13 protein-coding genes and 1 pseudogene are annotated in these 13,089 nt (G+C 68.2%); 10 read left to right on the top strand and 4 right to left on the bottom strand.

All coding sequences use genetic code 11. The annotated features are described in order from the left end of the window. The first annotated feature begins 10 nt into the window (after positions 1 to 10). From ACWDTD_RS00630 to ACWDTD_RS00615, 4 genes are all read left to right on the top strand, one after another. Positions 11 to 1,384, top strand: a complete 1,374-nt coding sequence (locus ACWDTD_RS00630; protein WP_449745125.1) for an FAD-binding oxidoreductase — start codon at positions 11 to 13, stop codon at positions 1,382 to 1,384. 106 nt (positions 1,385 to 1,490) lie between these two features. Then, entirely contained in the window at positions 1,491 to 2,699 is a 1,209-nt protein-coding gene (locus ACWDTD_RS00625; protein ID WP_449745124.1) for a cysteine desulfurase family protein, read from the top strand. Further along, the gene (gene mnmA, locus ACWDTD_RS00620) at positions 2,699 to 3,829 is read left to right on the top strand and encodes a tRNA 2-thiouridine(34) synthase MnmA (RefSeq protein ID WP_449745123.1); all 1,131 of its coding nucleotides are present in this window, start codon (positions 2,699 to 2,701) and stop codon (positions 3,827 to 3,829) included. The genes ACWDTD_RS00625 and mnmA overlap by 1 nt, the downstream gene beginning before the upstream one ends. Then, complete coding sequence (locus tag ACWDTD_RS00615) at positions 3,826 to 4,860, top strand: vitamin-B12 independent methionine synthase (protein WP_449745122.1); 1,035 nt, start codon at positions 3,826 to 3,828, stop codon at positions 4,858 to 4,860. Before mnmA ends, ACWDTD_RS00615 begins: the two co-directional genes overlap by 4 nt. A 96-nt stretch (positions 4,861 to 4,956) precedes the next feature. Here ACWDTD_RS00615 and ACWDTD_RS00610 read toward each other — a convergent pair. Then, positions 4,957 to 5,118: pseudogene (locus ACWDTD_RS00610) on the bottom strand (MmcQ/YjbR family DNA-binding protein); the annotation flags it as partial. 57 nt (positions 5,119 to 5,175) lie between these two features. On the opposite strand from ACWDTD_RS00610, the gene ligA reads away from it, so the two are divergent. Beyond that, positions 5,176 to 7,314, top strand: coding sequence for an NAD-dependent DNA ligase LigA (gene ligA / locus ACWDTD_RS00605; protein WP_449745121.1), 2,139 nt, complete (start codon positions 5,176 to 5,178; stop codon positions 7,312 to 7,314). A 21-nt stretch (positions 7,315 to 7,335) separates the two neighbouring features. Here the strand turns inward: ligA and ACWDTD_RS00600 are convergent, their stop codons facing one another. Continuing rightward, positions 7,336 to 7,845 (bottom strand): O-acetyl-ADP-ribose deacetylase, encoded by a 510-nt coding sequence (locus tag ACWDTD_RS00600; RefSeq protein ID WP_449745120.1) that lies wholly within the window; start codon positions 7,843 to 7,845, stop codon positions 7,336 to 7,338. Between the two features lie 5 nt (positions 7,846 to 7,850). Beyond that, positions 7,851 to 8,519 carry an amino acid-binding protein gene (locus ACWDTD_RS00595; RefSeq protein ID WP_449745119.1) on the bottom strand — a complete coding sequence of 223 codons (669 nt, stop codon included), beginning with the start codon at positions 8,517 to 8,519 and terminating at the stop codon, positions 7,851 to 7,853. A gap of 113 nt (positions 8,520 to 8,632) precedes the next feature. Here ACWDTD_RS00595 and ACWDTD_RS00590 point away from each other — a divergent pair, with 113 nt between their 5' ends. The 5 genes from ACWDTD_RS00590 (at position 8,633) to ACWDTD_RS00570 (ending at position 12,778) form a co-directional block, all read left to right on the top strand. Continuing rightward, positions 8,633 to 9,211: an antibiotic biosynthesis monooxygenase gene (locus ACWDTD_RS00590; RefSeq protein ID WP_449745118.1), complete on the top strand. Its 579-nt coding sequence runs from the start codon at positions 8,633 to 8,635 to the stop codon at positions 9,209 to 9,211. 114 nt (positions 9,212 to 9,325) lie between these two features. Further along, positions 9,326 to 9,640: an Asp-tRNA(Asn)/Glu-tRNA(Gln) amidotransferase subunit GatC gene (gene gatC, locus ACWDTD_RS00585; RefSeq protein WP_449745117.1), complete on the top strand. Its 315-nt coding sequence runs from the start codon at positions 9,326 to 9,328 to the stop codon at positions 9,638 to 9,640. Beyond that, positions 9,637 to 11,136, top strand: a complete 1,500-nt coding sequence (gene gatA / locus ACWDTD_RS00580) for an Asp-tRNA(Asn)/Glu-tRNA(Gln) amidotransferase subunit GatA (protein ID WP_449745116.1) — start codon at positions 9,637 to 9,639, stop codon at positions 11,134 to 11,136. The genes gatC and gatA overlap by 4 nt, the downstream gene beginning before the upstream one ends. Positions 11,137 to 11,309: 173 nt before the next feature. Next, entirely contained in the window at positions 11,310 to 12,344 is a 1,035-nt protein-coding gene (locus tag ACWDTD_RS00575; RefSeq protein ID WP_449745115.1) for a 6-phosphofructokinase, read from the top strand. A gap of 203 nt (positions 12,345 to 12,547) precedes the next feature. Continuing rightward, positions 12,548 to 12,778 carry a hypothetical protein gene (locus ACWDTD_RS00570; protein ID WP_449745114.1) on the top strand — a complete coding sequence of 77 codons (231 nt, stop codon included), beginning with the start codon at positions 12,548 to 12,550 and terminating at the stop codon, positions 12,776 to 12,778. Here the strand turns inward: ACWDTD_RS00570 and ACWDTD_RS00565 are convergent. After that, the gene (locus ACWDTD_RS00565; protein ID WP_449745113.1) at positions 12,732 to 12,962 is read right to left on the bottom strand and encodes a PspC domain-containing protein; all 231 of its coding nucleotides are present in this window, start codon (positions 12,960 to 12,962) and stop codon (positions 12,732 to 12,734) included. The genes ACWDTD_RS00570 and ACWDTD_RS00565 overlap by 47 nt on opposite strands. Between the last annotated feature and the right edge of the window lie 127 nt (positions 12,963 to 13,089).

The raw sequence follows: 13,089 nt of genomic DNA, 5'->3' as shown, positions 1-13,089 counted from the left end.
GGAGAATTTCATGTCCACAGCGTCCGACACCGACCAGGCCGCCATCACCCGACTGCGAAGCGAGGTTCGGGGTGCCGTGCACCGCCCGGGCGATCCCGATTACCCAAGTCCCGGATTCAACGTGGCGGTGCCGCGCACACCGTGGGCGGTGGTCGACGTCGCCGACGCCGCCGACATCGCCGCCGTTGTGGCATTCGCGGCGGCCAACGCGATGACCGTCACGGTTTTCGCCACCGGCCACGGCGGGACACCCGTCGACGACCGGTCGATCCTGGTGCGCACCAACGCACTCGACGAATGTGTGGTGGACCCCGCGACGCGCACCGCCCGGGTGGGTGCGGGTGTGCCGTGGCAGACGGTCATCGAGCAGGCCGCCGCCCACGGCCTGGCCCCGCTGTGCGGATCGGCGCCCGGGGTGAGTGCCGTCGGATTTCTCAGCGGCGGCGGCATCGGTCCGTTCGTCCGCACATTCGGGGTATCGTCCGATCGCGTGCGGTCCTTCGGTGTGGTGACCGGTAACGGTGAGATCAAACATGCTGCGCCGGAAGAGAATCCGGAACTCTTCTGGGGGCTGCGTGGAGGCAAGGCCACTCTCGGCATCATCACTGACGCGGTGATCGACCTGCTTCCGATCACCGAATTCTATGGTGGTGCAGTGTATTTCGACGGCGCCGACGCTCCGGAGGTGCTTGCGGCCTGGCAGCGCTGGACCACCGATCTGCCCCGGGAGGCGTCCACCTCGCTGGCATTGCTGCGATTGCCCGACATGCCCGGTGTGCCGCCGGTGCTCGCCGGACGACTCACGGTTGCCGTCCGGTACGCCAGCGTCGCCGCCCCCGACTCCGCCGCGCAGGCGTTCGCACCGATCCGCGCCGTCGCGGCGCCCATCCTCGACGCGGTGGGCGTGATGCCCTACGCGGCGATCGGCGCCATCCACGCCGATCCCGTGCACCCTGCACCGGCCTACGAGGGCGGGCTGCTGCTGTCGGGATTGCCCGACGACGCCGCCGCGGCACTGCTGCGCAACGTCGGCCCCGAGGTGATGTCGCCCCTGCTCGTCGTCGAGCTGCGGCTCCTCGGCGGGGCCTACGCGGACCCGCCGGCGGTCACCAGCGCGTTCTGTCACCGCGACGCGGCCATCAACCTGCACGCCGTGGGCATCCTGGCGCCGCCCATCGCCGCAATGGTGCCCGAAGCCACGGCACGTCTGGTCGCCGACATGGCTCCCTGGGCCGCCGGTGGCCGGCTCCCGAACTTCACCGCCGGCACCGACCCCGCCATGATCCGCAGCTGTTACGACGACGACACCGCGGCCTGGTTGTCGGCACTCGCGCAGCAATACGATCCGGCGGGAGTGTTGCGGGCCGGGCAGGTGATGCGGTGAGGCGCGCACGCAGCCGCTCGACCCCACTGCGCTCGACCTCATTGCGCTCAACGAGCAGATTGCGGGAATTTGTCAGCGGTCGCGACACGTTTATCCTTGCAGTCGTATGTCCGCAACCGCCCGTGAACCCGTCTACCTCGACAATGCCGCCACCACAGCGCTGCTGCCGGAGGCCGTCGAGGCGATGATCTCTGCCTCGGCTCAGCCGGGGAATGCGTCGTCGCTGCACGGTTCGGGACGCCGTTCGCGCCGTCTACTCGAGGAGGCGCGCGAATCCATCGCGGCGTCGCTGTCGGCGCGGCCCTCGGAGGTGATCTTCACCAGCGGTGGCACCGAAGCCGACAATCTCGCCATCAAGGGGATCTTCTGGGCCCGCCGCGGCGAGGACGATCGGCGGCGTCGGATCATCGTGTCCGCCGTCGAGCATCACGCGGTGCTCGACCCGGCGCAATGGCTCGCCGACTGCGACGGCGCCGAACTGGTGGTGCTGCCCGTGGACGCAGACGGTGTGGTGTCGCTGAGCGCGCTGCGGGCCGAGTTGGAGTCCAACGCCGAGAACACCGCACTCATCTCGGTGATGTGGGCGAACAACGAAGTCGGCACCATCGAGCCGATCGCCGAGGTCGCGGCGCTCGGCGCCGAGTTCGGAGTACCCGTCCATTCCGATGCGGTGCAGGCGGTCGGGCACATTCCGGTCGATTTCACGGCCAGCGGGCTGTCGGCGATGAGTGTGGCGGCGCATAAGTTCGGTGGCCCGTTGGGAGTGGGTGCATTGCTGCTGCGCCGCGACGTCGCCTGCGTGCCGTTGCTGCACGGGGGCGGGCACGAACGCGACGTGCGGTCGGGGACGCAGAACGTTCCCTGCGCGGCCGGCATGGCGGCCGCCCTGCGGTGGGCGGTCGCGACACTGCCCGCCACCATCACACGGGTGTCACACCTGCGCGAGATGCTGTTCGACGCGTTGCTGGCCGTGGAGGGCGCCTCGGCCAACGGTCCGCGCGACGACCGCCGTCTGCCGGGCAACGTGCATGTCACCTTCGCCGGATGCGAAGGTGATTCGCTGCTCATGCTGCTCGACGCCAACGGCGTGGAATGCTCGACGGGTTCGGCGTGCACCGCCGGCGTCGCGCGGGCCAGCCACGTACTGCTCGCGATGGGACTCGACGTGGCCACGGCGCGGGGGTCACTGCGATTTTCGCTGGCGCACACCACCACCGAATCCGACATCGACACGGTCGCCGAGGTCATCGGCGAGATCGTCGACCGTGCCCGCATGGCCGGTCTGGTTTCCGCCCCTGCGGGGAGGGCACGCTGATGCGCGTTCTCGCCGCAATGAGCGGAGGTGTGGATTCAGCCGTCGCGGCCGCACGTGCGGTCGAGGCCGGTCACGAAGTGGTCGGCGTGCATCTGGCGCTGTCGACCGCGCCGGGGGCGCTGCGAACCGGCTCACGTGGCTGCTGCTCGCGCGAGGACGCCGACGACGCGCGCCGGGCCGCCGATGTTCTCGGTATCCCGTTCTACGTCTGGGATTTCGCCGATCGATTCAAGGACGACGTGATCGACGAGTTCGTCGATGCCTACGCCGCCGGCGAAACCCCGAATCCGTGTCTGACCTGCAACGAGAAGATCAAGTTCGCGGCGCTGGCGCAGAAGGCGGTCGCGCTGGGCTTCGACGTGCTGGCCACCGGACACTATGCGCGCCTGGCCGACGGAGAGTTGCGGCGCGCGGTCGACGCCGACAAGGACCAGTCGTATGTGCTGGCAGTACTGACCCGCGAGCAGCTCGCCCGGGCGATGTTCCCGGTGGGTGATACGCCCAAGCCGCAGATCCGCGCCGAGGCCGCCCGCCGCGGACTGTCGGTGGCCGACAAGCCCGATTCGCACGACATCTGCTTCATCCCCACCGGCGACACGCGCGCATTTCTCGGCGCCCGCATCGGGATCCGGCCGGGTGCACTGGTCGACGCCACGACGGGGGAACGCCTCGGCGATCACGACGGCGTACACGGTTTCACCATCGGGCAGCGCAAGGGGCTGGGGCTGGAGAACCCCGCCGCGGACGGCAAACCGCGGTACGTCACCGATATCGACCCGGGATCGGGCACCGTCACCGTCGGCTCGTCGGCGGATCTCCAGGTGTGGCACATCCGCGCGACACGGGCCGTATGGACGTCGGGTGTGACGCCCACCGAGCCGATCGAGTGCACGGTGCAGGTGCGCGCACACGGGGGACTGGCGGCCGCCGTCGCCACCGCGACGGAGATGGACGGCGAACCCGCGATCGACATCGCGCTGCGCGAACCGCTGACCGGCGTCGCCCGCGGACAGGCCGCCGTTCTCTATCTCCCCGACGAGCTTCGCGGCGACCTGGTGCTGGGATCGGGGCGTATCAGCACCACCTCGGCCGATGCCGCGAGTCGGCACGCCGCCGTCGCACGCGCGTGAACTCCCTGCCGGTCGGCGTGGGAACCGGTGTCGGTTCCATGCCCGGCACCGACGCCGCAGAGGCCGCCGCGGTCGTCAACGGTGAACTCGACCTGGCGCATCTGGCCGAACTGCCCGCCCGCGGCATCGGCGCCGACATGATCGGCCGGATGGCCACCCTGCTCGTCGACATGCCGATGGATGCGGGCACGTGGGGCTATCGCCTGGCCGCTCGCCCGTCGAATGCCTCGCGCCGCGCCGCCGACTTCTTGCATGCCGACCTCGATGCCGTCGAAGAGCTCTGGGACACTGCGGGTTTCATCAACACCGGGCGGGCGTTCAAGGTGCAGGTGTGTGGCCCGTTCACCCTCGCCGCGACGGTCGAAACGGCCAACGGGCACAAGGCAATCCGTGATCGTGGTGCGTTGTCGGACATCGTGGAGTCCACCGCCGAAGGAGTGATCGGGCACGTCGCCGAGGTGACGCGGCGCCTCGGTGCCGACGTCGTGGTGCAACTCGACGAACCGCTCGTCGGCGCCGTCATCGACGGCAGCGTCACCCCGTTGACGCGGATGAATCCGATCGCCGCGGTGCCGGTGGCCGACGTCGCCGAATCGTTGCGGCACATTGTCGACCTCGTCGGTCGTCCCACCATCGTGCACAACTGCGGCGCGCCGCGCTGGGACCTGATCGCCCGGCTGCCCGGCGTCGGCCATTCGGTGGTGCTCGACCGCGCGGTGCGCACCGGCGCATCGTCGATGGACGTGGAGACACTCGACGGTATCGGTGCACTGGTCGACCGCGGCGACATCCTGGTGGCGGGGGTGGTGGCTTCCGATCGTGTCGACCGCACGGCGCGCGCCGAGACCGTCGCGACGGCGCTCGCCGGGATCACCGACCGGATCGGACTGAAACGAAAAGTCTTGTCCGAGAACGTGATGGTCACGCCGTCGTGTGGCCTGGCCGGTGCGCCGCCGAAGTGGGCGCGTACCGCCCTCGGTATCTGCGCGCGGGCGGGGGAGTTGCTCGCCGCCGATCCCGACGCGCTGTGACGCTGGGGCACCTTCCCGCGGCGTCATTTCCCTCCCGCGCAGCGGATCTCTTACGCGGGAGGGAAATCGGTACGCGGGAACGGAGCAGTGGCCGCCGGACGCCTTGACGCTGCCCCCGTAGTTGCCGAACATCTTTCCGCATCGGAACGTCGGCCTGCCGTGTGCCACCTTCTCGACGGCATCGGGCAGCGCCAGCGCGATCTCGCGCACCCGGATCAGATGCGGGTCGGAATCGTCGAACATGATGGGGTGCGGCATGACGTCCAGGCTATGTGACCGGCCAATGATGTCCGACCCCTCCGATAGGCTCGTGACGTGGCAGAGGACGGCGTGGCAGGGGACGGCGTGGTAGAGGACGGGGACACCAGGGACCCGAGCGGCGATCTGCGCGAGCAGTGGTCGCAACTGGCCGAGGAGATCCGCGACCATCAGTTCCGCTACTACGTCAAAGACGCCCCGATCATCACCGACGGCGAATTCGACAAGCTGCTGCGCCGGCTACAGCAACTCGAGGACGATCACCCCGAACTCGCGACGCCCGATTCGCCCACCAAACTCGTCGGCGGCGGGTTTTCCACGGCGTTCACGCCGGTCGACCACCTCGAACGGATGCTGTCCCTGGACAACGTCTTCGACGCCGACGAGATGCGGGCATGGGTGTCACGGGTCTCCGACGAGGTCGGCGCCGACACCGAGTACCTGTGCGAACTCAAGATCGACGGTGTGGCGCTGGCCCTGGTGTACCTCGACGGCGTGCTCGACCACGCCGTGACCCGCGGTGACGGACGCACCGGGGAGAACGTCACGCTCAACGCGCGCACCATCGAAGACGTGCCGCAGCGACTCACCGGCACCGAGAAGTATCCGCTTCCCCACGTGCTCGAGGTGCGCGGGGAAGTGTTCTTCCGGGTGGAGGATTTCGAAGCACTCAACGCGTCTCTGGTGGCCGACGGCAAGCCGCCGTTCGCCAATCCCCGCAACTCGGCGGCCGGATCGCTGCGGCAGAAGAACCCGCAGATCACCGCCCGCCGCAGGCTACGCATGATCTGCCACGGGATCGGGCACACCGAGGGATGGCGTCCCACCTCCCTGCACGAGGCCTACCTCGCGATCGGCGCGTGGGGGCTGCCGGTGTCCACGCACACGGAGAAGGTCGACGGCGTCGACGCCATCCTGGACAAGATCGCCTACTGGGGCGAGCACCGCCACGACGTGGAGCACGAGATCGACGGGATCGTGGTCAAGGTCGACGACCTCGCCCGGCAACGCCGACTGGGTTCCACCTCCCGAGCACCACGTTGGGCCATCGCCTACAAGTATCCGCCCGAGGAGGCCACCACCGAACTCCTCGACATCAAGGTCGGTGTCGGACGCACCGGACGGGTGACACCGTTCGCGTTCATGAAGCCGGTGTTGGTGGCGGGTTCGACGGTGTCGCGGGCCACCTTGCACAACGAGTCCGAGGTTCGCCGCAAGGGCGTGCTGATCGGCGACACCGTCACCATTCGCAAGGCCGGTGACGTGATCCCGGAGGTCCTCGGACCGGTGGTGGACCTGCGTGACGGCAGTGAGCGAGCCTTTGTCATGCCCACGCACTGTCCCGAATGCGGCGCCGAGCTGCGACCGGAAAAGGACAGCGACGTCGACATCCGCTGTCCCAACGCCGAGACCTGCCCGGCGCAGTTGCGCGAACGGCTCTTTCACCTCGCCGGGCGCGGCGCCTTCGACATCGAGGCCCTCGGGTACGAGGCGGCCACCGCCCTGCTCACCTCCGGTGTGATCACCAATGAGGGTGATCTGTTCTCGCTCACCGCCGACGACCTGCTTCGCACCGATCTGTTCACCACCAAGAACGGAGCGCTCTCCGCCAATGGCGCCCGGCTGCTCGCCAACCTCGAGAACGCCAAGGATGCCGCGTTGTGGCGCGTGCTGGTCGCGTTGTCGATCCGCCACGTCGGCCCCACCGCCGCGCGTTCGCTGGCAACGGAATTCGGCTCCCTGCAGGCGATCGAGGACGCGAGCACCGACCAACTCGCCGAGGTGGAGGGTCTCGGCGAGACGCTCGCGCAGAGCATCCACGACTGGTTCGCCGTCGACTGGCACCGTGAGATCGTCGAGAAGTGGCGTGCCGCAGGTGTTTCCATGGAGGACGAGCGTGACGAGTCGATTCCGCGGACCCTGGAGGGCAAGACCGTGGTGGTGACCGGATCGTTGCAGGACTTCTCCCGCGACGGCGCGAAGGAAGCCATCCTGCAACGGGGAGGCAAGGCCTCGGGCTCGGTGTCGAAGAAGACCGACTACGTGGTGGTGGGGGATTCGCCGGGTAGCAAGGCGGCCAAGGCCGAACAACTCGGGGTGCCCATCCTGGACGAGGGCGCGTTCAAACACCTGCTGGCGACCGGCGAGGGCCCGGCGACAGAGGAGGAGCAGGCGACCGAGGAGAATCCGGACTGAGGCGTTGCCCCACATCGGGATTCAGGTCAGGGCATCGGTGAACGCCGCGAAGGCCACGTCGTCGAACAGCACGAAACGCACTGTGTCGATCGGCGTGTCCGACTCGCGCACGGCGGTCACCGCGCGACGGGCGCCGTCGACCATGGGCCATCCGTACACGCCCGTCGAGATGGCCGGGAAGGCGATCGAGCGGGCGCCGAGTTCATTTGCGACACGCAGTGATTCGCGGTAGCAGGACTCCAGCAGTGCGCTTCGGTCCGCGCGCGACGAATACACCGGACCGACGGTGTGAATCACCCACCGGGCGGCCAGATCGCCTGCGGTGGTGGCGACGGCCTGTCCGGTCGGCAGACCGTCGGGAAACCGGGTTGCCCGCAGTTCGCGACAGGCGGCCAGGATCGCCGGGCCGCCGCGGCGATGGATGGCGCCATCGACACCGCCGCCGCCGAGCAGGGACGAGTTGGCGGCATTGACGATCGCGTCCACATCCTGACGGGTGATGTCTCCGTGAACCAGATCGATCGACACCATCGCCGTCACTCCCCGTTGCGCAGCACGGTGCTGACGATGCCGGTCAGATAGCCGAGCCTCGCGATTTCCGACGGCCGGAAGTCGGGACCGCCGATTCGGCCCAGCAACACCGCTTTTGACCCGTCACCGAGCGGTGCCGCGGCCATCCTCGTATCCATCTCCTGCCAGGCGGCGGGCACCCACGCCCCATCGGGAGCCAATTGCGCGGCATGGTCGAGCGGTAGCCAGTCGGCGGTGGTCAGCGGAGTCTCCGGCGCCCCGGAACTGCCGAACAACTGCAGCACCCCGTGCGAACCGCGGGCCACCACCATCGCCCACGAGACGCGCAACACGCGCGGGGCGTTGTCCACCAGGATCTGCAACCGATCACGCTCGGCGGTGGCCACCTGATCGATCAGCTCCAACTCCCGATGCGTGTCGAGCATCCCGGAATACGGCCGTATGGAATCGACGCGAACGCCCTTGACGCGTTCGGCGGCGGTGATCAGCCCGTCGGGCAGCGAACCCGGGGCCACGTCCACCACGAGATCGTCGACGGCGTAGCCGTCGCCGCGTTCGACCACTTCCAGAGAGAGAATGTCGGCGCCCACCGAGCCCAGTTGTGCCGCGAGCAGGCCGAGACTGCCCGGCCGATCCTTGAGGTACACCCGAAGCAGGTAGGACACGACCGACATTCTCGCATCGGCGCAGCGGATCCGCTCGGGGCGCCGGTGGTGCGGGGAGCCACTCGTGGCACCGGGCGGTCCGTACCGGGCGGTGACCGTCGGACGTCCCTAGACTCGTGCAGGTGGCCGAGACCCCCGACGGAACCGAGGCCGGCGCAGATCATGTGACGACGTCGGTGGCGCGCCGGATCGAATCCGGGCGCGAACATGACTTCATCACCTGGACCGATGCGGGCATCGCACTGGCGCGGACGTTTCCCGGCTTCCTCGGTGGCGGCTGGCTACGCTCCACACGTCATCCCGACGAGTACTACGTGGTGTACCGATTCGCCGACGAGAAGTCGCTCGACGACTGGAACTCGTCGCCGGTGCGCAGGGCATGGCTCGACAGGGGAGAAGGCATGGCCGTGGAGTACGCCACCCATCGTCTGTCGGGCATCGAAGGATGGTTCGAGCCCCAGTCGAATCTCACCAACGCGGTTCGCGTGGTGGGTGCCCCGCCGCCCCGATGGAAGCAGGCGATCACCATCTGGCTCGGCTTCTTTCCGATGTCGCTGGCCATCAACTTCCTGGTCATCGCGCACCTCGGCGACCTTCCACTGGTGCTCAAGACCCTGATCGCGACGCTGATCAACACGCCACTGATGGTGTACTTCGTGTTGCCCTGGATCACCGCGCGCCTCAAACGTTGGCTGGGCTGAAGGCGGCGGTTTTCCGCACCTCGGTCGGTGATCGTCGTCTCCGGGTGGTCGCCTAGGCTTGGTGGGGTTGCCGGCGTCGCGAATGCCGCCGGAGTGAAAGGACGTGATCTGAAGATGTCTGACGGATCCGGCGCGGCCATCTCGCGCGACGAGGTCGCGCATCTGGCCAGGCTGTCGCGGCTCGCGCTGAGCGACTCCGAACTCGACCTGTACGCGGAGCAACTCGATTCGATCCTGACCCACGTGGCGCAGGTCTCCGAGGTGGCCGCCGACGATGTGCCGCCCACCGCGCACCCGGCGCAGCTGGCGAACGTGTTGCGACCCGACTTCGTGGTCCCCGGGCTGACCACCGAACAGGCGCTGTCGGGGGCGCCCGCCGTCGAGCAGGACCGTTTCGCCGTGCCGCAGATCCTGGGGGAGGAGCAGTGACCGAGCAGACTCCCGCCACCCGCACGGCCGGTGAGATCACCGGACTGACCGCAGCCGAACTGGGCGAAAAGATCGCGTCGGGCGAACTGTCATCGGTGGAGGTCACCACCGCCCACCTCGACCGGATCGCCGAGATCGACGACACCCTGGGTGCATTCCTGCACGTCAGCAGCGCCGAGGCACTGGTGGCCGCCAAAGCTGCCGACGACGCGATCGCCGCCGGCACGGCCACCTCGCCGCTCACCGGTGTGCCACTGGCACTCAAGGACGTCTTCACCACCACCGACGCGCCCACCACGTGCGGGTCGAAGATCCTCGAAGGATGGGTGCCGCCGTACGACGCCGCGGTCACCGAACGCCTGCGCGCCGCGGGGATCCCCATCCTCGGCAAGACGAATATGGACGAGTTCGCGATGGGCAGCTCCACCGAGAACTCCGCCTACCAGGTGACCCGCAACCCCTGGGACACCACGCGCATCCCGGGTGGCTCCGGTGGCGGCAGCGCCGCGGCACTGGCCTCGTATCAGGCGCCCCTGGCGATCGGCACCGACACCGGCGGCTCGATCCGCCAGCCCGCGGCGGTCACCGCCACCGTCGGCGTCAAACCCACGTACGGGACCGTCTCGCGCTACGGGCTGGTGGCGTGCGCGTCGTCACTCGATCAGGGCGGGCCGTGCGGTCGCACCGTCCTCGACACCGCGCTGCTGCACTCGGTGATCGCCGGACATGATCCGCGCGACTCCACGTCGATCGATGTGGCAGTTCCCGACGTGGTGGGTGCGGCCCGCGCGGGTGCCGAACAGGATCTGGCCGGAGTACGGGTGGGTGTGGTCACCGAACTGCAGGGTGAGGGCTACCAAGCAGGCGTGCTTGCTTCCTTCGACGCCGCCGTCGCCGCACTCACCGAACGCGGCGCCGAGGTGGTGGAGGTGTCGTGCCCGCACTTCAGCTATGCCCTCGGCGCCTACTACCTGATCCTGCCGTCGGAGGTGTCGAGCAACCTCGCCCGGTTCGACGCGATGCGCTACGGCATGCGGGTGGGCGACGACGGCACCCACAGCGCCGAAGAGGTGATGGCACTGACCCGCGAGGCCGGGTTCGGCCCGGAGGTCAAGCGGCGCATCATGATCGGCACCTACGCCCTCTCGTCGGGCTACTACGACGCCTACTACGGGCAGGCCCAGAAGGTGCGCACCCTCATCGCGCGCGATTTCGCCGCCGCCTTCGAGAGCGTCGACGTGTTGATCTCGCCGACCACCCCGACCACCGCCTTCCGGATCGGGGAGAAGGTGGACGACCCGCTGGCCATGTACCTGTTCGACCTGTGCACGTTGCCGGTCAACCTGGCCGGTGTGGCCGCGATGTCGGTGCCGTCGGGACTCTCGGCCGACGACGGTTTGCCGGTGGGGCTGCAGATCATGGCGCCGGCGCTTGCCGACGACCGGCTCTACCGGGTGGGCGCTGCCTACGAGGCGGCGCGCGGCCCATTGGGTTGACCTTCCGGCGAACACACGGGATCAGGCGGTGCAACGTCGTGTGACGAGCCCGGCGGATGGTCGTGGTGACATCCAAGAGGGGTCAGTCGGGTCTTGCGGTCGTCCGGCACAAGCCTGCGGTGGCCACTAGATTGGGTGCATCCGCACCGGGCCATCGAAAGGGTCGTCACACCATGGGCAAGAGATACGGCATCCTCACCTCCGGAGGCGATTGCCCGGGTCTCAACGCGGTGATCCGCGGCGCGGTTCTCAAGGGTGAGACCGTCTACGGACAGGAGTTCGTCGGTTTCCGCGACGGTTGGTACGGGCTGGTCTACGGCGACATCATCGAACTCGACCGCACCACGGTCCGCGGTCTGTCGAACCAGGGTGGCACGATCCTCGGTACCAGCCGATTCGGACCGTATTCCGAGCCCGACGGTGGTCCAGACAACATCAAGAAGGTCCTCAAGAACCTCGGTATCGACGGGGTGATCGCCATCGGCGGCGAGGGCACCGCGTCGGCGTCCAAGCGGCTTTACGAAGACGGTATCAACATCGTCGGCGTGCCCAAGACGATCGACAACGACATCGACGCCACCGACTACACGTTCGGGTTCAACACCGCCGTGGAGATCGCGACCGAGGCGATCGACCGGCTGCGCACCACCGGCAACTCACACAAGCGGTGCATGGTGCTCGAGGTGATGGGCCGGCACGCCGGGTGGATCGCGCTGTATTCCGGTATCGCCGGCGGCGCGCACGCCATCCTCATTCCCGAACAGCCCGAGAGCCTCAACCAGATCTGCGCGTGGGTGACCAGCGTGAAGAACCGCGGCCGTTCGCCGATGGTGGTGGTGGCCGAGGGTTTCAAACTCCCCGACATGAAAGAGGAGTACTCGGTCAAGGGCCTCGACGGATTCAACCGCCCGCGGCTCGGCGGCATCGGCGAGGTGCTGGCACCGCTCATCGAGGAACGCACCGGTATCGAGACGCGTGCAACGGTGCTCGGCCATATTCAGCGCGGTGGTGTGCCCACCGCTTTCGACCGGGTGCTGGCCACCCGGCTGGGCATGGCCACCACCGACCTGATCGCCGACAAGGGCTGGGGTCAGATGGTGGTGCTGCGAGGTACCGAGGTGGAACGCACCACCTTCGACCAGGCGTTGGCCAACCACAAGCAGGTTCCCGCCGACCAGTACAAGGAGATGCGCGTCATCTTCGGGTAGACCGCGTCGAGCGTGCCCAGATCCGCGTCGAGCGTGCCCACATTTCGGTCGAGCGTGCCCAGATTCCGCCGGTTGAGCGTGCCCACAATCCCGTCGAGCGTGCCCACAATCCCGTCGAGCGGGCCTTCCCCGCTGGTTGAGCGTGCTTTCCCCGCTGGTTGAGCGTGCCTTCCCCCCGCTGGTTGAGCTTGTCGAAACCACCAATGGCGAGAATCGATGTGATCTCGACAAGCTCGATCAGTGGAGGGAACAAGCTCTACGTCGAAATGGGCACGCTCGACGCGGGAGTGGGCACGCTCGACGCGGGAGTGGGCACGCTCGACGCGGGAGTGGGCACGCTGAACGTCGAAATGGGCACGCTCGACTCGGATCTGGGCACGCTCGACGTCAGGCCGGCTCGCGGGGGATCACCAGCCACAGAATCAGATAGATGAGCACCTGCGGGCCGGGCAGCAGGACCGACAACACGAACAGCACGCGAATCAGCGTCGGGTCCCAGCCGTACCGCTGGGCGAGCCCGCCGCAGACACCGCCGATCCACGCATCCGACCGTGATCGCATCAGCCGCTTCTGGGGTGCCGGAACCGGCGCTGAGGGGTAGGGGGTCGGGGAGGTCATCGTGGAACCTTTCGCTTCTCGTGTGGGCGCTCACCCACACCAACAACGCTAGGCGCGACTCGACGCCGTGACATCGGGGTTCACCCTGATCCCGACCCGGGTCCTGGTGGCCGACGACCCGCCCGGA

This window comes from Gordonia sp. NPDC003425 (assembly GCF_053588635.1).
The sequence above is the reverse complement of the archived record's forward strand: the minus strand, read 5'-3'. Positions and strand labels throughout refer to the sequence as shown.

What these genes read in the sequence shown, in the direction of transcription:
- ACWDTD_RS00600 (WP_449745120.1), bottom strand. Translation starts at nt 7,845, where the DNA reads ATGGTGTCGATCGATCTGGTTCACGGAGACATCACCCGTCAGGATGTG.
- ACWDTD_RS00630 (WP_449745125.1), top strand. Translation starts at nt 11, where the DNA reads ATGTCCACAGCGTCCGACACCGACCAGGCCGCCATCACCCGACTGCGA.
- gatC (WP_449745117.1), top strand. Translation starts at nt 9,326, where the DNA reads ATGTCTGACGGATCCGGCGCGGCCATCTCGCGCGACGAGGTCGCGCAT.
- ACWDTD_RS00595 (WP_449745119.1), bottom strand. Translation starts at nt 8,519, where the DNA reads ATGTCGGTCGTGTCCTACCTGCTTCGGGTGTACCTCAAGGATCGGCCG.
- ACWDTD_RS00575 (WP_449745115.1), top strand. Translation starts at nt 11,310, where the DNA reads ATGGGCAAGAGATACGGCATCCTCACCTCCGGAGGCGATTGCCCGGGT.
- mnmA (WP_449745123.1), top strand. Translation starts at nt 2,699, where the DNA reads ATGCGCGTTCTCGCCGCAATGAGCGGAGGTGTGGATTCAGCCGTCGCG.
- ACWDTD_RS00570 (WP_449745114.1), top strand. Translation starts at nt 12,548, where the DNA reads ATGGCGAGAATCGATGTGATCTCGACAAGCTCGATCAGTGGAGGGAAC.
- ACWDTD_RS00565 (WP_449745113.1), bottom strand. Translation starts at nt 12,962, where the DNA reads ATGACCTCCCCGACCCCCTACCCCTCAGCGCCGGTTCCGGCACCCCAG.
- ACWDTD_RS00625 (WP_449745124.1), top strand. Translation starts at nt 1,491, where the DNA reads ATGTCCGCAACCGCCCGTGAACCCGTCTACCTCGACAATGCCGCCACC.